Source organism: Brenneria corticis (genome assembly GCF_003115855.1).
Lineage (GTDB): Bacteria > Pseudomonadota > Gammaproteobacteria > Enterobacterales > Enterobacteriaceae > Brenneria > Brenneria corticis.
The window spans coordinates 66,340-80,603 of sequence record NZ_KZ819091.1 but is presented as its reverse complement, the minus strand read 5'-3'; the positions used below and the strand labels follow the sequence as shown (position 1 = coordinate 80,603).

Genomic DNA, 14,264 nt, shown 5'->3' with positions numbered 1-14,264 from the left:
TTAGATCAAAGTCCTGGCTGAGAGGCCAGGACTTTGTCATCAGTCTGAGGCCGCATACGCGGCCCATTTTTTTGGCTTAAAAGCGAAACTTACTCGATATTGGATTCGATAAACCACAGGAATTTATCCAAATCGCGTGATGCGGCGGTCAGGATATCGGCGCTATCTTCATCTTCGGTTTGGCCGATGCCTTTACGCACCGCGTTAGCGACCACGGCATAACGTTCAGCCAGCGCTTTAAGGTGGTCTTGCACGCTGTGGATATTCGTCGGATAGCTTTTCAGATCGGTCTTTTCGTTAACGGCCTGCACCGTGCCCAGCGCGACGCCGCCGAGCTGAACGATACGTTCCGCCACGGTATCCTGATGGTCGGTAATCGCGGTACGAAAGCCGTCAAGCATTTCATGAACGGCGATAAAATTAGCGCCGCGCAGGTTCCAGTGCGCCTGTTTGGTGATCAGGGAAAGATCGATCAGGTCCACTACCAGTTGACTTAACAGCTTGATAGTAGAGGTCTTGACTTCGTCATCCAAATCATTACGCGTGTAGATAAGATCGGAAGATGCGGGGTTTACCAGTTTAGCGGTACGCATAATATTTTCCTCATTATTTAATTGTTCGTAATCTTAGTGTTCAACGTGGTTTATTATAGCAGCAGTAAGCCAAAATTTTAAAAAGAATCACCTATTGAATAAATAGCTATGGCGTATATAAAATAACTTTTTATTATCAGGCTCTTTTATGATGGCGCGCCGTTGACTATAACCACTCGCGGTATCTGTTTATATCAATATTCACGTAAATGATAATTATTTAGGTTGTTATTTATATTATGTATCACCACCACTGACATAGCGTATCGATATACGGCAATGTGAACAGAATGAGAATTAACGTGGTAGGCACCAGCGGCAGCGGAAAATCGACCATCGCCAGAGGGCTGGCGCAGCGGCTGGGGATTCCTTACATCGAAATGGATGCTTTGTTCTGGCGGGAAAACTGGCTGGAAAGCCCGGACAGCGAGTTTTTTCCGCGTCTGGAAACGGCATTGGCGGCGCAAAGCTGGGTGCTTGACGGCAACTATAACCGCACCCGCGATATCAAATGGCGCAACGTAGATGTTGTTGTCTGGGTGGACTACGGCTTTAGCCGTACGCTTTTTCAGGCGGTTTCCCGCGCCTGGCGGCGTTCATGGCGCAAAGAGGAGTTATGGGCGGGAACAGGAAACCGGGAATCGTTTATGCGCAGTTTTTTCAGCCGCGACTCAATTATCATCTGGACGATAAAAACCTATTCAGCGAATCGCAAACGGTATTTGACGGATCTGTCCGACGCTCGTTACCGCCATATTCGTTTTATACCATTACGCTCTCCGCGGGAAAGCGAGGCCTTTTTGCGCCACTTTCCGCAGCATGTCAGCCGTTATAACGCGGAGTGATTATGTTCTTTATCGGCGAGTTCCGCCGGCTTAATGGTCAGAGTGGCGCCAATCGAGGCGATGATAATAAAAATAAGCGCCATCCATTGGACAAATGATAAATGTTCGCTGAGAAATAACAGGCCGGAAACGGCGGCGATCGCCGGCTCCATACTCATCAGGGTACTGAACGTCCTGGCCGGCAGGCGAGTTAACGCGATCATCTCAAGAGAATAGGGCAGCGCGGTGGAAAGAATAGCGACGGCAATACCTATGGGTAATATGGCGGATGAAAATAACGTCGTATCGGAATAGATCACGCCGATGGGGCAAAATACCGCAGCCGCAATCAAAGAGCCGACGGCAACGGTGCCCGGGCCGTGGGTAGAGCCCGCTTTTTGTCCGAAAAGAATATATAGCGCCCAGCAGGCGCCCGCCCCAATAGCGCATAACGCGCCCGGCATATCGACATTGCCGATATTATTTCCGAGCGGCAATAAGAACCATAATCCCAGAACGGCCAGAATAACCCATAAAAAATCAATCACCCTGCGTGATGATAACATGGCGACAGCAAGCGGGCCGGTAAATTCCAGGGCGACGGCAATACCCAGCGGGACGGTGCGCAGTGAGAGGTAAAATAAAAAATTCATGCCTCCCAGGGTAATGCCGTAAATTAACAGCGGTAAGCGGTTGCTGCCAAAACGCATGCGCCACGGTTTAAAAATAAGACACAGGATTAACGCGCCGATGCCCAGGCGTAGCGCGGTTACCCCGGAGGCGCCGATCAGCGGAAACACGCTCTTGGCCAGTGCCGCGCCGCTTTGTATCGATACCATCGATACAATAATGAGCAAAACGGGAAGCAACGCTATTAGACGGGGAGAAGGTAAGGTCATTTTTACGGCCTTGATGAAGTGTTGAAAGAACGGCTGATATCCAAACCCGGTGCCGCCAGACTGACCAATTGTAAAGGATTTGCCCCGCTTATGCTTACTTTTGTTGACCTTTATTTACGCTATATTTAGTCGATTTGTTTTTTGTCAAATCTCTTTGCGTGCAAACTGAACGGAAAATTAAGAATATTCTGTTTTATCGACATATTTTGAATTATTTTTTATTCTTACTGTCAACTAAGAAAAGCCATTATAATTAGTGTTCTAGGGCTATTTGAAAATATTTGTTACATCTAAGTCATGATTGAAAAATATTTACCAGGCGGCAAGTTCGCTTTTTTTTTGTTATATTTACAGCGTTAGGTGTTCTTTCCAATAAGATGAATTCGAGGCTGTATATATGAAAAAAATCGCGTGTCTTTCAGCTCTGACTTGTGTATTAGCGGTTAGCGCAGGTTCTGCATTGGCTGGCCAAAGTACCGTATCGGCAGGTTATGCTCAGGGTGATGCCCAGGGCGTAGTCAACAAGGCAAAAGGTTTTAACCTGAAATACCGTTACGAGTGGGATAACAGCCCGCTGGGCGCCATTGGTTCTTTCACCTATCTGGAAGATAGCAGCAGTGATGCTGATAGATACTATAACAAAGGCCAATATATTGGTATTACCGCCGGTCCTGCTTATCGTCTGAATGACTGGGCAAGCATTTACGGCGTTGTCGGTTTAGGCCACGGCAAATATACCTATAACGGCGACAACGGTTCTGATACCAACAGGAATGACGATTACGGCTTCACCTACGGTGCCGGTCTGCAGTTCAACCCGATTGAGAACGTTGCGTTGGATGTCGGTTACGAGCAAAGCCGTATCCGCAGTGTTGACGTCGGTACCTGGGCTGTCGGCGTAGGTTATCGTTTCTAATCCAAAGCTTCAGGCATTAGCCCTCAAGTTTGGTTGTTAAGAGTGTGTCTGCAAAATCCGCCTTCAGGGGCGGATTTTTTTTTACTGGTTTTGTCAGTGCGATCGATGTAGTGTGCTGCGCCTATCGGCGGCATTGCTTTGACGCTGTCGTCCGGTTTAATCCAAAACCTGAAACAACTTGCTGAGGTTTTTTTATATGGTTGTGGCATCACCGCGCCGGACCCGCGTATTTATATTTATTACCGTCATTTTGCTGGGGCTAAATCTGCGGCCGGTGCTGGCGGGAATCGGACCGTTGCTGACGCAGATCCAGGCCGCCACAGGATTAAGCGACACCATGGCCGGACTACTGACCACGTTGCCGGTATTCGCCATGGGATGGTGCGCGTTGTATGGCGGTCGGCTACAGTCGCGTCTCGGGGAATATCGTGGCATCGCCCTGGGGATTATGATTATCGCCATCGCGTGCAGCATGCGCTGGTGGATCAATAGCGGCGCGGGATTGCTGCTGACGGCGGCGCTGGCCGGAATAGGCATCGCCGTGATCCAGGCGCTGGTGCCGTCGTTTATTAAGCACCATTTCAATCGCCACAGTAGTCTGCTGATGGGGCTTTACACCACGGCGATAATGGGGGGCGCGGCCATTGCCGCCTCTTCCGTCTCGCCATTGGCGAATGCATGGGGCTGGAAGAGCGCGTTGGCGTGCTGGGGAATCATGGCGTTGATTGCGGCGGCCGCCTGGCAAATCATACCCCGTGCGTATAGGATGAAAAATGAGGTTGTGGCGACATCTACCGCACATCGAACCTCAATGGACTGGTTGTTAATGGCGTTTTTCGGTATCGGCACCGGCGCTTATACGCTGGTTCTGGCATGGCTGCCCCCTTACTATATCCAACTGGGTTTGAGTTCGACGCAAAGCGGGTTAATGCTGGGCGGTCTGACGTTAACCGAAGTATCCGCAGGGCTGCTGGTATCGGCCTGTATCAACTATTTCCCCGATCGCCGCCGGTTACTGTTGCCGGTACTCGCCATTCTGCTGGCGGGAATGGCCGGATTAATTGTCGCTCCCCTGACGCTGACCTATCCCATCATCATTATGATAGGGATTGGCATCGGCGCATTGTTCCCTTTGTCGTTAATCGTTGCCCTGGATCAGGTTACCGATTCGCATAAAGCCGGCGCCTTGATGGGGTTTGTACAAGGCGGGGGATATATTCTTGCCAGCCTGATGCCGTTGCTCGCCGGATTTATACGTCAGCATACGGCGGGGTTGCAGCAGGCCTGGTTGATTATGACGGTGGGCGTGGTGGTATTAATGATTATCGCCACCCGCTTCTCTCCGCCCAAACGGCGCTATGCCTGAGTAGGGAATATCTCCTCGCAAAGAGAAATAACGGACGGACGCTGGTCGATGACGATAAGCGGGGAAATGCGCTTATCGTCACGGCGTCTCTTGAGGACGGTAGCGCCACAGCCACCGTCCGCTTGCCATCCGGCGGTAAAAAAGCACGCCGCGGACAACCCAGTCGAAACACATGCCCATCCACACGCCAATAACCCCAAACCCTAGCATAACGCCAAGAATATAGCCGGCGATAACTCGGCATCCCCACATTCCGGCCATGGCCACCCACATGGTATAGCTGGCGTCTTTTGCCCCTTTCAATCCGGCCGGCAGCACCCATGATGCCGCCCATATCGGCGTAAATAGCGCATTGAGCCAAATAAGGTGTTTAACCACGCCGATAACTTCCGGTTCATTGGTGTAGAACGATGCCAGAAATCCGGCGCTGGGGATGGAAAACAGGGCCAGGAGGCACGAACCGATATTCGAAAGCCAGAAAATATAGTTCAACTGCCGGGTGGATTGCATGATCTGCCCTTTGCCTAACCGCGTACCCACAATAATGGTGGCGGCAGAGCCCAGCGAATTACCGGGAAGGTTAATCAATCCCACAATTGAAAAGGCGATAAAGTTCCCGGCAATGACTTCGGTGCCCATTCCGGCGACAAAGCGTTGGGTTATCAGTTTACCGACGTTGAACATCACGGATTCAATGCTGGCGGGGATGCCGATACTGAGCACCTCATACAAAATAGCGGCAGTAAAGGGGGCGAAGTAGGATTTGAACGGTATTCTGAGTGCGCCCTTAAAGCCGTGCATCAGCGTCAGGATAACGAACAACGCACCGATATAACGGGCGAGGGTAATCCCGATGCCGGCGCCGATAAAACCGAGTCCATCCCAGCCCCAAAAGCCATAAATCAACAGGCTGCTGATGACAATATTGAGGATATTCATCCCGATATTAATAACCATCGGCAATTTGGTATTACCCGCCCCGCGCAGAGCTCCGCACCCTACCAGCGTAATGGCCAAGGCAGGGTAGCCCCACACCGTCCAGCGTAGGAAGGTCAGGGCCAGGCTTTTGACATTGTCATTGGCCTGGGCGGCAATCAGATCGATAATCACCGCGCCGGAAAACTCGACCAAAACTACCAGCAGGAACGACACCAAAACGAGCAGGGAGATGGATTGACGCGAAGCGGCCCGGGCCTGCTTTCTGTTGCGTTGTCCCAGACTGAATGCCACGACGACGGCGGTACCCAGCGCGACGGCGGTAAAAAAGGCAATAATCAACATATTAAAGCTATCGGCCAGACCGACGGCCGCCATCGCTTCTTTGCCCAGCCAGCTCACCAGAAAAGTGCTGAATACCCCCATCAGAACCACGCACAGGCCCTCGATAAAGATGGGAAAAGCAAGCGGCGAAATCTCTCGCCAGAACAGCACTCGGTTTGAATATCGTTTCTTATACCAGTTTGTATCTGTTATTTTTTTCATGAAACGGTCTTGGTTATACCCCGAATTTCCCTCGCCGAACGTTAATAACGGCAGCGTAGTACGCCCGCCATTCAGCAAATGGTGTTATCAATGCAAATGGGTTATCCGTGCGGCAAAAGGCGGCCAATAGGTAGCCCGAAAGCTAAAGCAGCGTGGTGTGCGTTGGCCTGACGGTCGAATCCGCATTGAGTCATCTACTGGCGATCAAATACGGATGACGTTGTCGGGTACACACCATCAGTTTTTTGAAAAGTTCGATATTTGTGCAACAGAGTATCAGTAGGCGGATCGATGCTCCAGTCAGATTTGAACATCGCCGATGAAATTGGGCATCTGACCAATAGCCTTACCTGAATTGCATCAACCGCGCTGATTTTATTTTCACGAGAGAAATTGAATTTATAGCGTAACTTGATGTTTTTATTACTCTCGATATGAATTTATTTTTGTTCATATAACTAAAACGAAAAGTCATTATGAGAAATAGTCTGCGTGTATCAGTCGAGTATCGTTTGATGTACTGATTTTTAGCGTTGGCTGTGTTGTGAGTTTACCTTCGCTTGATGACGCTCCAATGCCATCATTTTTCGGGTGTTGCCATAGAATTCCATCTAGCAACATAAACTCACGCCACTCGGCTGTACCAAAAGAAAGAGCGCTGCGCATCAATTCGCCCACAGTTCGGCAAGGAGCAGGTTTCTGACGCGCAGTAACTCCAGCGGTGTGAATTGCCCATTATCACCAGCCAAAGGAAAGAATGCCTGGCGGCTGCGTTCGTGTATTTAGGTTTGCTTTTGTGAAGGTTCGTTGTTCACCATTTTGATGGTAAACGCCTGTGCGTATGAAAGACGCGTAGAATCTGGAGCATATTATCTTTCACGCGGTAGGGGATGATGTAGGGATAGTGCGTTAACACCAGTTCACGCGTTCCTGGCACTCGGCCAGGTCTTCCCATTGCTGGCTGTTGTGGAAGTAATTCCGTTAACCTTTGAACTTCATCCACAAACTCGCTGGCAGCTTGTGGATCGTCTTGCGCAATATAGAGATACTCGGCTTCCAAATTGGCCGCGGCTTTACGCAGCCATTTAATTTCCATGTCTTGCCGTACCTAATTTTTTAAATAGATTGTTCATCTCATCTGACGAGACAAAATCACCCGCATCGGCTTCTTTTATGGCTTGCTCGATCTCTGCAATCTGCCAGGCCTCTCGCGCAAGATAGTCTTCAATGGCTTGCCCGGCCAGAAAAGAGCGAGTACGTCCTGTGGCTTTAGCCAGCGCATCAAGCTGCGCGGTTGTTTCATCATTCAATCGAACGGACATGACACCCATGCTACTACCTCACTACATTGTGTTTTTTGTATACATTGTAGTTGTATGAGGGAGAGAGGCAAGCGGTAACTCAATGGTATTTGAAATTTAGATAAGCAAAAGTGGGTCGGTTCGGGGTTCATTATTTTAATGCTTGATTTATGGTTATTTTTTTGAATAGTGAACCGACCTGACCAAAAGCTCTTTTTCTGGCTGGCGAGGGGGGCGAACCACGCTCGACCAACCGCGCCATAATGGGCGTTGCTGGCATCCCGGATCGCGTCGGCATGGGCTTTGCCATCCTGATAGCCATGAAATACTGTCGCCAAAACGGCAGGGAATGAACCAAAGCTGATTAATGCACGTTTCTTCGCATCAGGGCGGTAATAATTAAAGCGCCAGATTTTAGAGCCGCTCGATTTCACCAGCAGATACAACCCATCCCCGTCCTGTAGCCTGTATTCCTTCTCGGCAGGTTTGGCGGCTTTGATCTCGGTATTGGTCAGTGGTGTAGTTATACGAGCCATCATAGTTATACGCTTTTGTAGTTATATGGGGGGTATAACTAAACTTTCCGGCTGTAAACGGGGTATCCCGATAGATAACAGGCAACAAAAAACCCGCAAACTCAGTGAGAATGCGGGTTTCTGTGGGGTTTCCGGTAGTAAAGGATACTAACCGGAGATGTATTTGGTCGGCACGAGAGGATTTGAACCTCCGACCCCCGACACCCCATGACGGTGCGCTACCAGGCTGCGCTACGTGCCGATGCTGTGGGTGCTTATACTACCGTTTCCTGTTCCGATTGCAAGAGCCTGACAGAATGACTGCTTTAGTTTTAAGCAGTTAGTTGGCAATAAAGCGTCTTTCATTGGTTAGCACCTGTAAAAGCAGGGCAAGCTGGGGTTTTTCATCATTCAGCTTACGTCCTTCCCGATCGTAGGCGCGATAGCTACCGTTACTTTCCAGCATAATAATTTGCTCCGGCGTGGTAATGGTTAAATCGCCGCCATCGCCATTCGCCAGCCAGTTATTATTCCGCTGCGCCGAGAACAGATCCTCTCCCTGAGAATAATCGTCCGCGGCGTTTTTGACGTGCAGCAATCGTTGCATCAGGGTAGTCATGACGTCTTTGTTATCCGTCATTTTGCTAATCGTCTGTGCCGGCGTTCCCGGCCAGTGGACGATAAGCGGAATTTGCCATTGCGCGCGCTGAAAAATCTTTGCCTTATCTCGTTCGCCGAGATTTTTTTGCCTGGAGGTAATAATAACCACGGTTTTATCCAGCACATCCTTTTCCTGTAATGTACTGATAATCCGATCGATCTGTTGATCGATCTTGTGACGGTTCGTGGTAGTGCGCCGGGATTGTTCCGTTGCGGTTTCCCCGTCTTGTGAGGTACTGCCCAGCTCAATATAAGAGAACCAGGGCGCGGTGTTGCTATCGCGGTTCAGCCATTGTTGCCATTGCGCGGTAATCGCCTCGTCGCTCTGTTTCTGCGGCTCCGGGAGAGAGAAGTCGGACAGTAACGCCTGGCGGTAAAGCGGACTATCAAAACCATTGGTGGAGAACAGACCAAACTGATAACCCTGCTGACTTAACGCGGTCATCAGAGCGGAAGGTTTACGGGCGCTCAGAATGCCGTCCATGTACGTCGTCGAGATCCCGTAGAACAGGTTAAATAACCCGGCATTCGGCTGTGTGCCCGAGTCGTAATGATCGTTAAAGCGGATATTCTGCTCGGCAAAGCGCGTCAGGCCCGGCATGCCGTGCTGGATGTCGGTTTCGGCATCGTCTATCACAATCATCAGCAGGTTATATCCGCTGCCGCTATCACGGAAGGCGATGTCGTTCAGCGGGTATTCCACCGTCATCGCTTCAGGGTTGCCTTGCTGCGCCAGACGACGCTGATATTCCTGCGCGTCTAGCAGACCGTGTTTTTCCAGAAAACGGCGTGCGGTCATGGGATAAGATAGCGGCAGATTGGCGCGCTGCATGGTAATCGGACGGTAGAAATTGGCGTCCGCCCAGATGTACATCAGGTGCGAAGCGACAAACGCCGAGATAAAAACGCCCGCCAGGGGTTTGCCAAAGCTGCGGCGATTCAGGCTGCGCAGCTTTAGCCAGCACCAGGTGCCGAACAGCATTTCCACCATAAAAATAAGCGGGATACCGATAAACATCAGCTGCCAGTCGCGAGCAAGCTCGCTTTGATCCGGGTTGACTACCAGCTCCCAGACGGTGGTGTTGAGATGAAGGTGAAAGCGCGTGAAAACTTCAATATCAACCAGCAGTAGCGTTAGCCCCGCCGTCGCCAGCGCAGCGGACAGAAAGCGCAGCAGACGCTGCGACATGACGATAAACGTCAGTGGGAAAACAATCAGCAGATAGGCGGCAAACCCGATAAAGCTGAAATGCCCGAGCCAGCTTACCAACGCATAAATGCGGCCAAACAGCGAGGAAGGCCAATCGACAACAAACAGATAGCGGCTACCCAGCCCCAGACTGAGCAAAATATTAAACAATGCGAACCAGTGTCCCCAACTGATCATCTGGGAAACTTTTTCACGGTAGCGCTGACGGTTGGTTACCATAAGTTGGTCAAAACTTAATGAGCTTTATCTGCTTTTTTAATCGAAGCCTGTAATGCCTCGGCGAAAGAACCGGCCAGAACCTGACGTTGAGCCGGGGCAACGCTGGTGTTAATCAGGTTGGTCACCATATTACCCAGCACCATTAAAGCAAGATCGGTTGGCGCATGGTGCTTTTCCAGAACATGGACCAGCTCGGAGAGCAGTTGTTCAACGTGTTCGTCACTGTAACGGGATGATTGTGGCATAAAATGCGTTTCTCCGGCTGTTAAAGTCGGATATCTTACCGTATAGACTCGTCTTTTTCCGCACTTTTATCATTTTTAGGGTATACGCCTTATGCGTATATGCAACAGGCTACGCGAGGCTTTTCGGTTGCAGACACCGCGCTTCGGTGTTTGAATACGCTCCTTGTCAAAAGGAGAGTTTATCATGAGTCTGGATATCGGCCAGATTGCCCTGCATCAGCTAATCAAACGCGACGAGCAAACGCTGGAAATGGTGTTGCGCGATTCACTGTTGTCGACCAATGCGACAGTGGAAGAGATGATGGCTGAATTGCATCGCGTCTATAGCGCCAAGAATAAAGCCTACGGCTTGTTTAATGAGCAAAGTGAACTGGCGGATGCACTCCGGGCCTGCCGTAAAGGGGATGAGGACTTTCTGAGCTTTACGCGGGCGGCTACCGGGCGCCTGCGCGATGAACTGGCCAAATATCCTTTTGCCGAGGGCGGCATTGTGCTGTTTTGCCAGTATCGTTATCTGGCCGTTGAATATTTGCTGATCGCGGTTCTCAATAGCTGCAACAGCATGCGGGTCAATGAGCAGCTTGATATCAGCAGCACGCATTATCTGGATATCAATCATGCGGATATTGTCGCGCGCATCGACTTGACCGAATGGGAAACCAACCCGGAGTCAACGCGTTACCTGACCTTTTTAAAAGGGCGGGTAGGGCGGAAAGTCTCTGATTTTTTCATGGATTTTCTGGCGGCGGCGGAAGGGCTGGATACCAAAGCGCAAAACCGCAGCCTGCTGAAAGCGGTGGATGAGTACTGCGCCGACGCTCAGTTGGATAAAAACGAGCGTCAGAACTACCGTCAGCAGGTGTACAGCTATTGCAACGAACAGTTGCAGTCGGGTGAGGAAATTCAGTTGCAGGCGCTATCGCAGGAGTTGGCGCCGCTGGGCGAGAAAACGTTCCAGCAATTCTCAACCGAACAGGGATATGAACTGGAAGAGAGTTTCCCCGCCGATCGCAGTACGCTGCGGCAACTGACAAAATTTTCCGGCAGCGGCGGCGGCATCAGTTTGAATTTCGATGCATTATTACTGGGCGAGCGCATTTTCTGGGATCCGGCAACGGATACGTTGACCATCAAAGGTACGCCGCCGAATCTGCGCGACCAGTTGCAGCGTCGTTTAACCGGCGGCAATCAGTAACCCTGCGGGCCGTAGGAGAAAAGAAAACCCTGGCGGAGGGATTGACTCGCGCCTTCCGTGGAGCTCGCCCTGCGGGCCGCCGTTGGCGGTCCAAAACGGCAGTCCTGCCGTTTTGTCGAACCCTGGCGAGGCTTCTCGTCAGTCCCATCAACGTATAAAAGAAAACGCCCCTGACTTGCGGTGGAGGGATTGACTCGCGCCCTCCATGGCGCTCGCCCTGCGGGCCGCCGTTGGCGGTCCAAAACGGCAGTCCTGCCGTTTTGTCGAACCCTGGCGAGGCTTCTCGTCAGTCCCATCAACATATAAAAGAAAACGCCCCTGACTTGCGTCAGGGGCGTTTTCTTTTATATGGCGGTGAGGGAGGGATTCGAACCCTCGATACGTTTTCACGTATACACACTTTCCAGGCGTGCTCCTTCAGCCTCTCGGACACCTCACCGGGGCGTTGCCGTTCAGGTGGCAACGGGGCGCTACTATAGGCAGTCGCTCTATTTCGGTCAAGCAGTATTTGCTGGTTTCAGCTTATCTGGTCAAGCATTGAACGCCGGTGGATTGAGGCGGCCCGGCATAAGGGATATTTATGCTTTTTGTTGTATAAAACATAAACCACGGCAGAAAAAAACCACAGCGCAAATCAGCTGTGGTCTTGTCCCGTTGATTTTGGGTGCTGCTAAGCCAGCAGCCCCTTAATGTAACCGCTTAGCGCTTCGTCTTTACTGTTGGCGAAGAAGTATTCCTGGAATTTTGGACCGCTGATGGCGCCTTTGAGCAGATCCTGATCGATTCCCCGCAGAATGGTGATCAGATCTTTGTAGGCAACGGCCTTGACCGCATCCAGAATCTTCTTGTTGCGCTGTTCCGGAATAACGCGGTCGCGCGGATAACCCTGACCGCCTTCACATTCGAACAGTTTTTCGAAGATATATTGCAGGTTCAGCTCCGCGCCCCAGCCAAAACCTTTGGCGAAGGGCAGGGAGATGGCGTTACCGTCGTTGATCTGAGCAAACATATAGCCATCGGAGGGATCAACCACCAGACCGCAGATCACGCCAGGAAAAGAGTTACAGGCCAGCATCGCGCCAGCGCCGGTGCCGCAGCCGGTTACCACGTAATCAGCGGCGCCGGAGTTGAGCAGAATCGCGGCCAGAATACCGTTCTGCACATAGGTCAGCGGTGCGGCATCTTCGGCAGAATATTGACCGTAGTTGAAAACAGTGTGCCCCAGCGGCTCGACAACCTTGGTCAAGGTAGCGGCAATCAGTTCATTCTTGGCAGCCTGGCTGTTCTCATTAATCAGAGCAATTTTCATGTTCGTTCCTTTTTTGTGACAGACAACTACATTTTTTAAAACCGCATTTCAATTTATTGGATTCAGTATACCGTTTCAAAAATAAAGCGCAAATCATCGCAGCAAAGAATGCGTGGACGGTGATAAAGGGGAGCCTATACTTTTCATTGATATACATAACCTGACAAAAAAACGTCTGCCAGGTTTTACTATGGGATTGCGGCATGAATGCCTGTAACGTGATTTCCTTGAGGTGGAAAAATGAATAATTGGATACAACAGATTCAGGGGCTATTAGGCTCCGGCGGCCCCAAGCAGGGTAATCATCATCAGGGCGGCAGCAATGGCAATCTGGGCGGTATGCTGAAGCCTGCCGCACTAGGGGGACTGGCCGGCGTGTTGCTATCGAATAAATCGGCCCGGAAAATAATGGGATCCCTGGGTAAGAACGCATTGATTATCGGGGGCAGCGCCGCGGCCGGCGTTGTGCTATGGAATCAGTATAAAAAGCGGGTTAGGGATACGCATCAGGACGATCCGCAATTTGGCGTGCAGTCATCACCGGACAATATACGTGCGCGTCGTTTGATTCAGGCGCTGGTGTTTGCGGCCAAGAGCGACGGTCATATCGATGACGCGGAAAAACAGCGGATTGATGAAAATATCCGCCAACTGCAATTGGGCAGCGAAGCTCAGCAGTGGGTGCAGGAGGCTATAGCGCAACCGCTCGATCCGGAGTTGTTAGCCAGAGATATCAAGAATGAGGAAGAAGCGTTGGAAGTCTATTTTCTGAGCAGCGCGGTGATTGATGTCGACCATTTTATGGAGAAAAGCTACCTGGACGCCTTGGCTACTTCGCTGAAGATCCCTCAGGACGTCCGACAGTCGATCGCCAACGAAATGAATAATCAGCAACAGGCGGGCCAATAGGCCGGAACACAGCCTCGGTTACCGCGGGCGAACGGCCAGGTGGCTTTTCGCCCGCGCATGCGATCAGAAGGCGCTTGTATCTTTGAACAGGCCGACTTTCAGCTCATTTGCCGTATAGATGAGGTGGCCGTCTACCAATACTTCACCATCGGCGATGCCCATAACCAGACGGCGGTTGATGACGCGTTTGAAATGAATACGGTAGGTGACTTTTTTAGCGCTAGGCAAAACCTGCCCGGTGAATTTTACTTCACCCACGCCCAGCGCGCGTCCTTTCCCTTCGCCGCCCAGCCAACCCAGATAGAAGCCGACCAACTGCCACATGGCATCCAGACCCAGACAGCCGGGCATCACAGGATCGCCGATGAAATGGCAACCAAAGAACCACTGCTCGGGGTTGATATCCAGCTCCGCTTCCACGTAGCCTTTGCCATGATTACCGCCGTCTTCGGTCATTTTTACCACACGGTCCATCATCAGCATATTGGGCGCCGGCAGTTGTGGTCCTTGCGGGCCAAACAGTTCACCGCGGCTGGAGGCAAGAAGGTCTTCTTTTGTATAGGATTCGCGTTTATCTACCATATTCTCTGTAAGCCTTGTTTTAGTGAAGCACGCAGGTTA

14 protein-coding genes, 2 tRNA genes and 1 pseudogene are annotated in these 14,264 nt (G+C 51.1%); 5 read left to right on the top strand and 12 right to left on the bottom strand.

Features of this window, described 5'->3' with window-relative positions:
- Nucleotides 1-89: 89 nt before the first annotated feature.
- Entirely contained in the window at nt 90-593 is a 504-nt protein-coding gene (gene dps, locus DDT56_RS19560; protein WP_136168075.1) for a DNA starvation/stationary phase protection protein Dps, read from the bottom strand.
- A 290-nt stretch (nt 594-883) separates the two neighbouring features.
- On the opposite strand from dps, the gene DDT56_RS19555 reads away from it, so the two are divergent.
- Complete coding sequence (locus tag DDT56_RS19555; RefSeq protein WP_136168074.1) at nt 884-1,438, top strand: shikimate kinase; 555 nt, start codon at nt 884-886, stop codon at nt 1,436-1,438.
- Here DDT56_RS19555 and rhtA read toward each other — a convergent pair.
- Nucleotides 1,423-2,316: a threonine/homoserine exporter RhtA gene (rhtA, locus tag DDT56_RS19550; RefSeq protein WP_136168073.1), complete on the bottom strand. Its 894-nt coding sequence runs from the start codon at nt 2,314-2,316 to the stop codon at nt 1,423-1,425. The two genes, DDT56_RS19555 and rhtA, sit on opposite strands and share 16 nt — an antisense overlap.
- Nucleotides 2,317-2,713: 397 nt before the next feature.
- Here rhtA and ompX point away from each other — a divergent pair, with 397 nt between their 5' ends.
- Both ompX and DDT56_RS19540 read left to right on the top strand, forming a co-directional pair.
- On the top strand, nt 2,714-3,232 hold the full coding sequence (gene ompX, locus DDT56_RS19545) for an outer membrane protein OmpX (protein WP_136168072.1): 519 nt from the start codon (nt 2,714-2,716) through the stop codon (nt 3,230-3,232).
- A gap of 196 nt (nt 3,233-3,428) precedes the next feature.
- Nucleotides 3,429-4,598, top strand: coding sequence for an MFS transporter (locus DDT56_RS19540; RefSeq protein ID WP_136168071.1), 1,170 nt, complete (start codon nt 3,429-3,431; stop codon nt 4,596-4,598).
- Nucleotides 4,599-4,676: 78 nt separating this feature from the next.
- On the opposite strand, the gene DDT56_RS19535 is transcribed toward DDT56_RS19540, so the two are convergent.
- The 7 genes and pseudogenes from DDT56_RS19535 to DDT56_RS19500 form a co-directional block, all read right to left on the bottom strand.
- The gene (locus tag DDT56_RS19535) at nt 4,677-6,080 is read right to left on the bottom strand and encodes an EmmdR/YeeO family multidrug/toxin efflux MATE transporter (RefSeq protein ID WP_136168070.1); all 1,404 of its coding nucleotides are present in this window, start codon (nt 6,078-6,080) and stop codon (nt 4,677-4,679) included.
- A gap of 811 nt (nt 6,081-6,891) precedes the next feature.
- Nucleotides 6,892-7,176: a type II toxin-antitoxin system RelE/ParE family toxin gene (locus DDT56_RS19525; protein WP_136168069.1), complete on the bottom strand. Its 285-nt coding sequence runs from the start codon at nt 7,174-7,176 to the stop codon at nt 6,892-6,894.
- The gene (gene relB / locus DDT56_RS19520; protein ID WP_010286544.1) at nt 7,166-7,411 is read right to left on the bottom strand and encodes a type II toxin-antitoxin system RelB family antitoxin; all 246 of its coding nucleotides are present in this window, start codon (nt 7,409-7,411) and stop codon (nt 7,166-7,168) included. Before relB ends, DDT56_RS19525 begins: the two co-directional genes overlap by 11 nt.
- Nucleotides 7,412-7,719: 308 nt before the next feature.
- Nucleotides 7,720-7,917: pseudogene (locus DDT56_RS19515) on the bottom strand (integrase arm-type DNA-binding domain-containing protein); the annotation flags it as partial.
- Between the two features lie 164 nt (nt 7,918-8,081).
- Nucleotides 8,082-8,158: transfer RNA gene (locus DDT56_RS19510), tRNA-Pro, on the bottom strand.
- Between the two features lie 78 nt (nt 8,159-8,236).
- Nucleotides 8,237-9,985, bottom strand: coding sequence for an LPS biosynthesis-modulating metalloenzyme YejM (yejM, locus tag DDT56_RS19505; RefSeq protein WP_136168068.1), 1,749 nt, complete (start codon nt 9,983-9,985; stop codon nt 8,237-8,239).
- Nucleotides 9,986-9,999: 14 nt separating this feature from the next.
- Nucleotides 10,000-10,230, bottom strand: a complete 231-nt coding sequence (locus DDT56_RS19500) for a YejL family protein (protein WP_136168067.1) — start codon at nt 10,228-10,230, stop codon at nt 10,000-10,002.
- 184 nt (nt 10,231-10,414) lie between these two features.
- Here DDT56_RS19500 and yejK point away from each other — a divergent pair, with 184 nt between their 5' ends.
- A complete protein-coding gene (gene yejK / locus DDT56_RS19495; RefSeq protein ID WP_136168066.1) occupies nt 10,415-11,425 on the top strand; it encodes a nucleoid-associated protein YejK in 1,011 nt (336 codons plus the stop codon).
- A gap of 349 nt (nt 11,426-11,774) precedes the next feature.
- Here the strand turns inward: yejK and DDT56_RS19490 are convergent.
- Both DDT56_RS19490 and DDT56_RS19485 read right to left on the bottom strand, forming a co-directional pair.
- Nucleotides 11,775-11,864: transfer RNA gene (locus DDT56_RS19490), tRNA-Ser, on the bottom strand.
- A 231-nt stretch (nt 11,865-12,095) separates the two neighbouring features.
- Entirely contained in the window at nt 12,096-12,734 is a 639-nt protein-coding gene (locus tag DDT56_RS19485) for an RpiB/LacA/LacB family sugar-phosphate isomerase (protein WP_009112292.1), read from the bottom strand.
- A gap of 240 nt (nt 12,735-12,974) precedes the next feature.
- On the opposite strand from DDT56_RS19485, the gene DDT56_RS19480 reads away from it, so the two are divergent.
- Complete coding sequence (locus tag DDT56_RS19480) at nt 12,975-13,643, top strand: tellurite resistance TerB family protein (RefSeq protein WP_136168065.1); 669 nt, start codon at nt 12,975-12,977, stop codon at nt 13,641-13,643.
- 63 nt (nt 13,644-13,706) lie between these two features.
- Here the strand turns inward: DDT56_RS19480 and fabA are convergent, their stop codons facing one another.
- A complete protein-coding gene (gene fabA, locus DDT56_RS19475; RefSeq protein WP_136168064.1) occupies nt 13,707-14,225 on the bottom strand; it encodes a bifunctional 3-hydroxydecanoyl-ACP dehydratase/trans-2-decenoyl-ACP isomerase in 519 nt (172 codons plus the stop codon).
- Between the last annotated feature and the right edge of the window lie 39 nt (nt 14,226-14,264).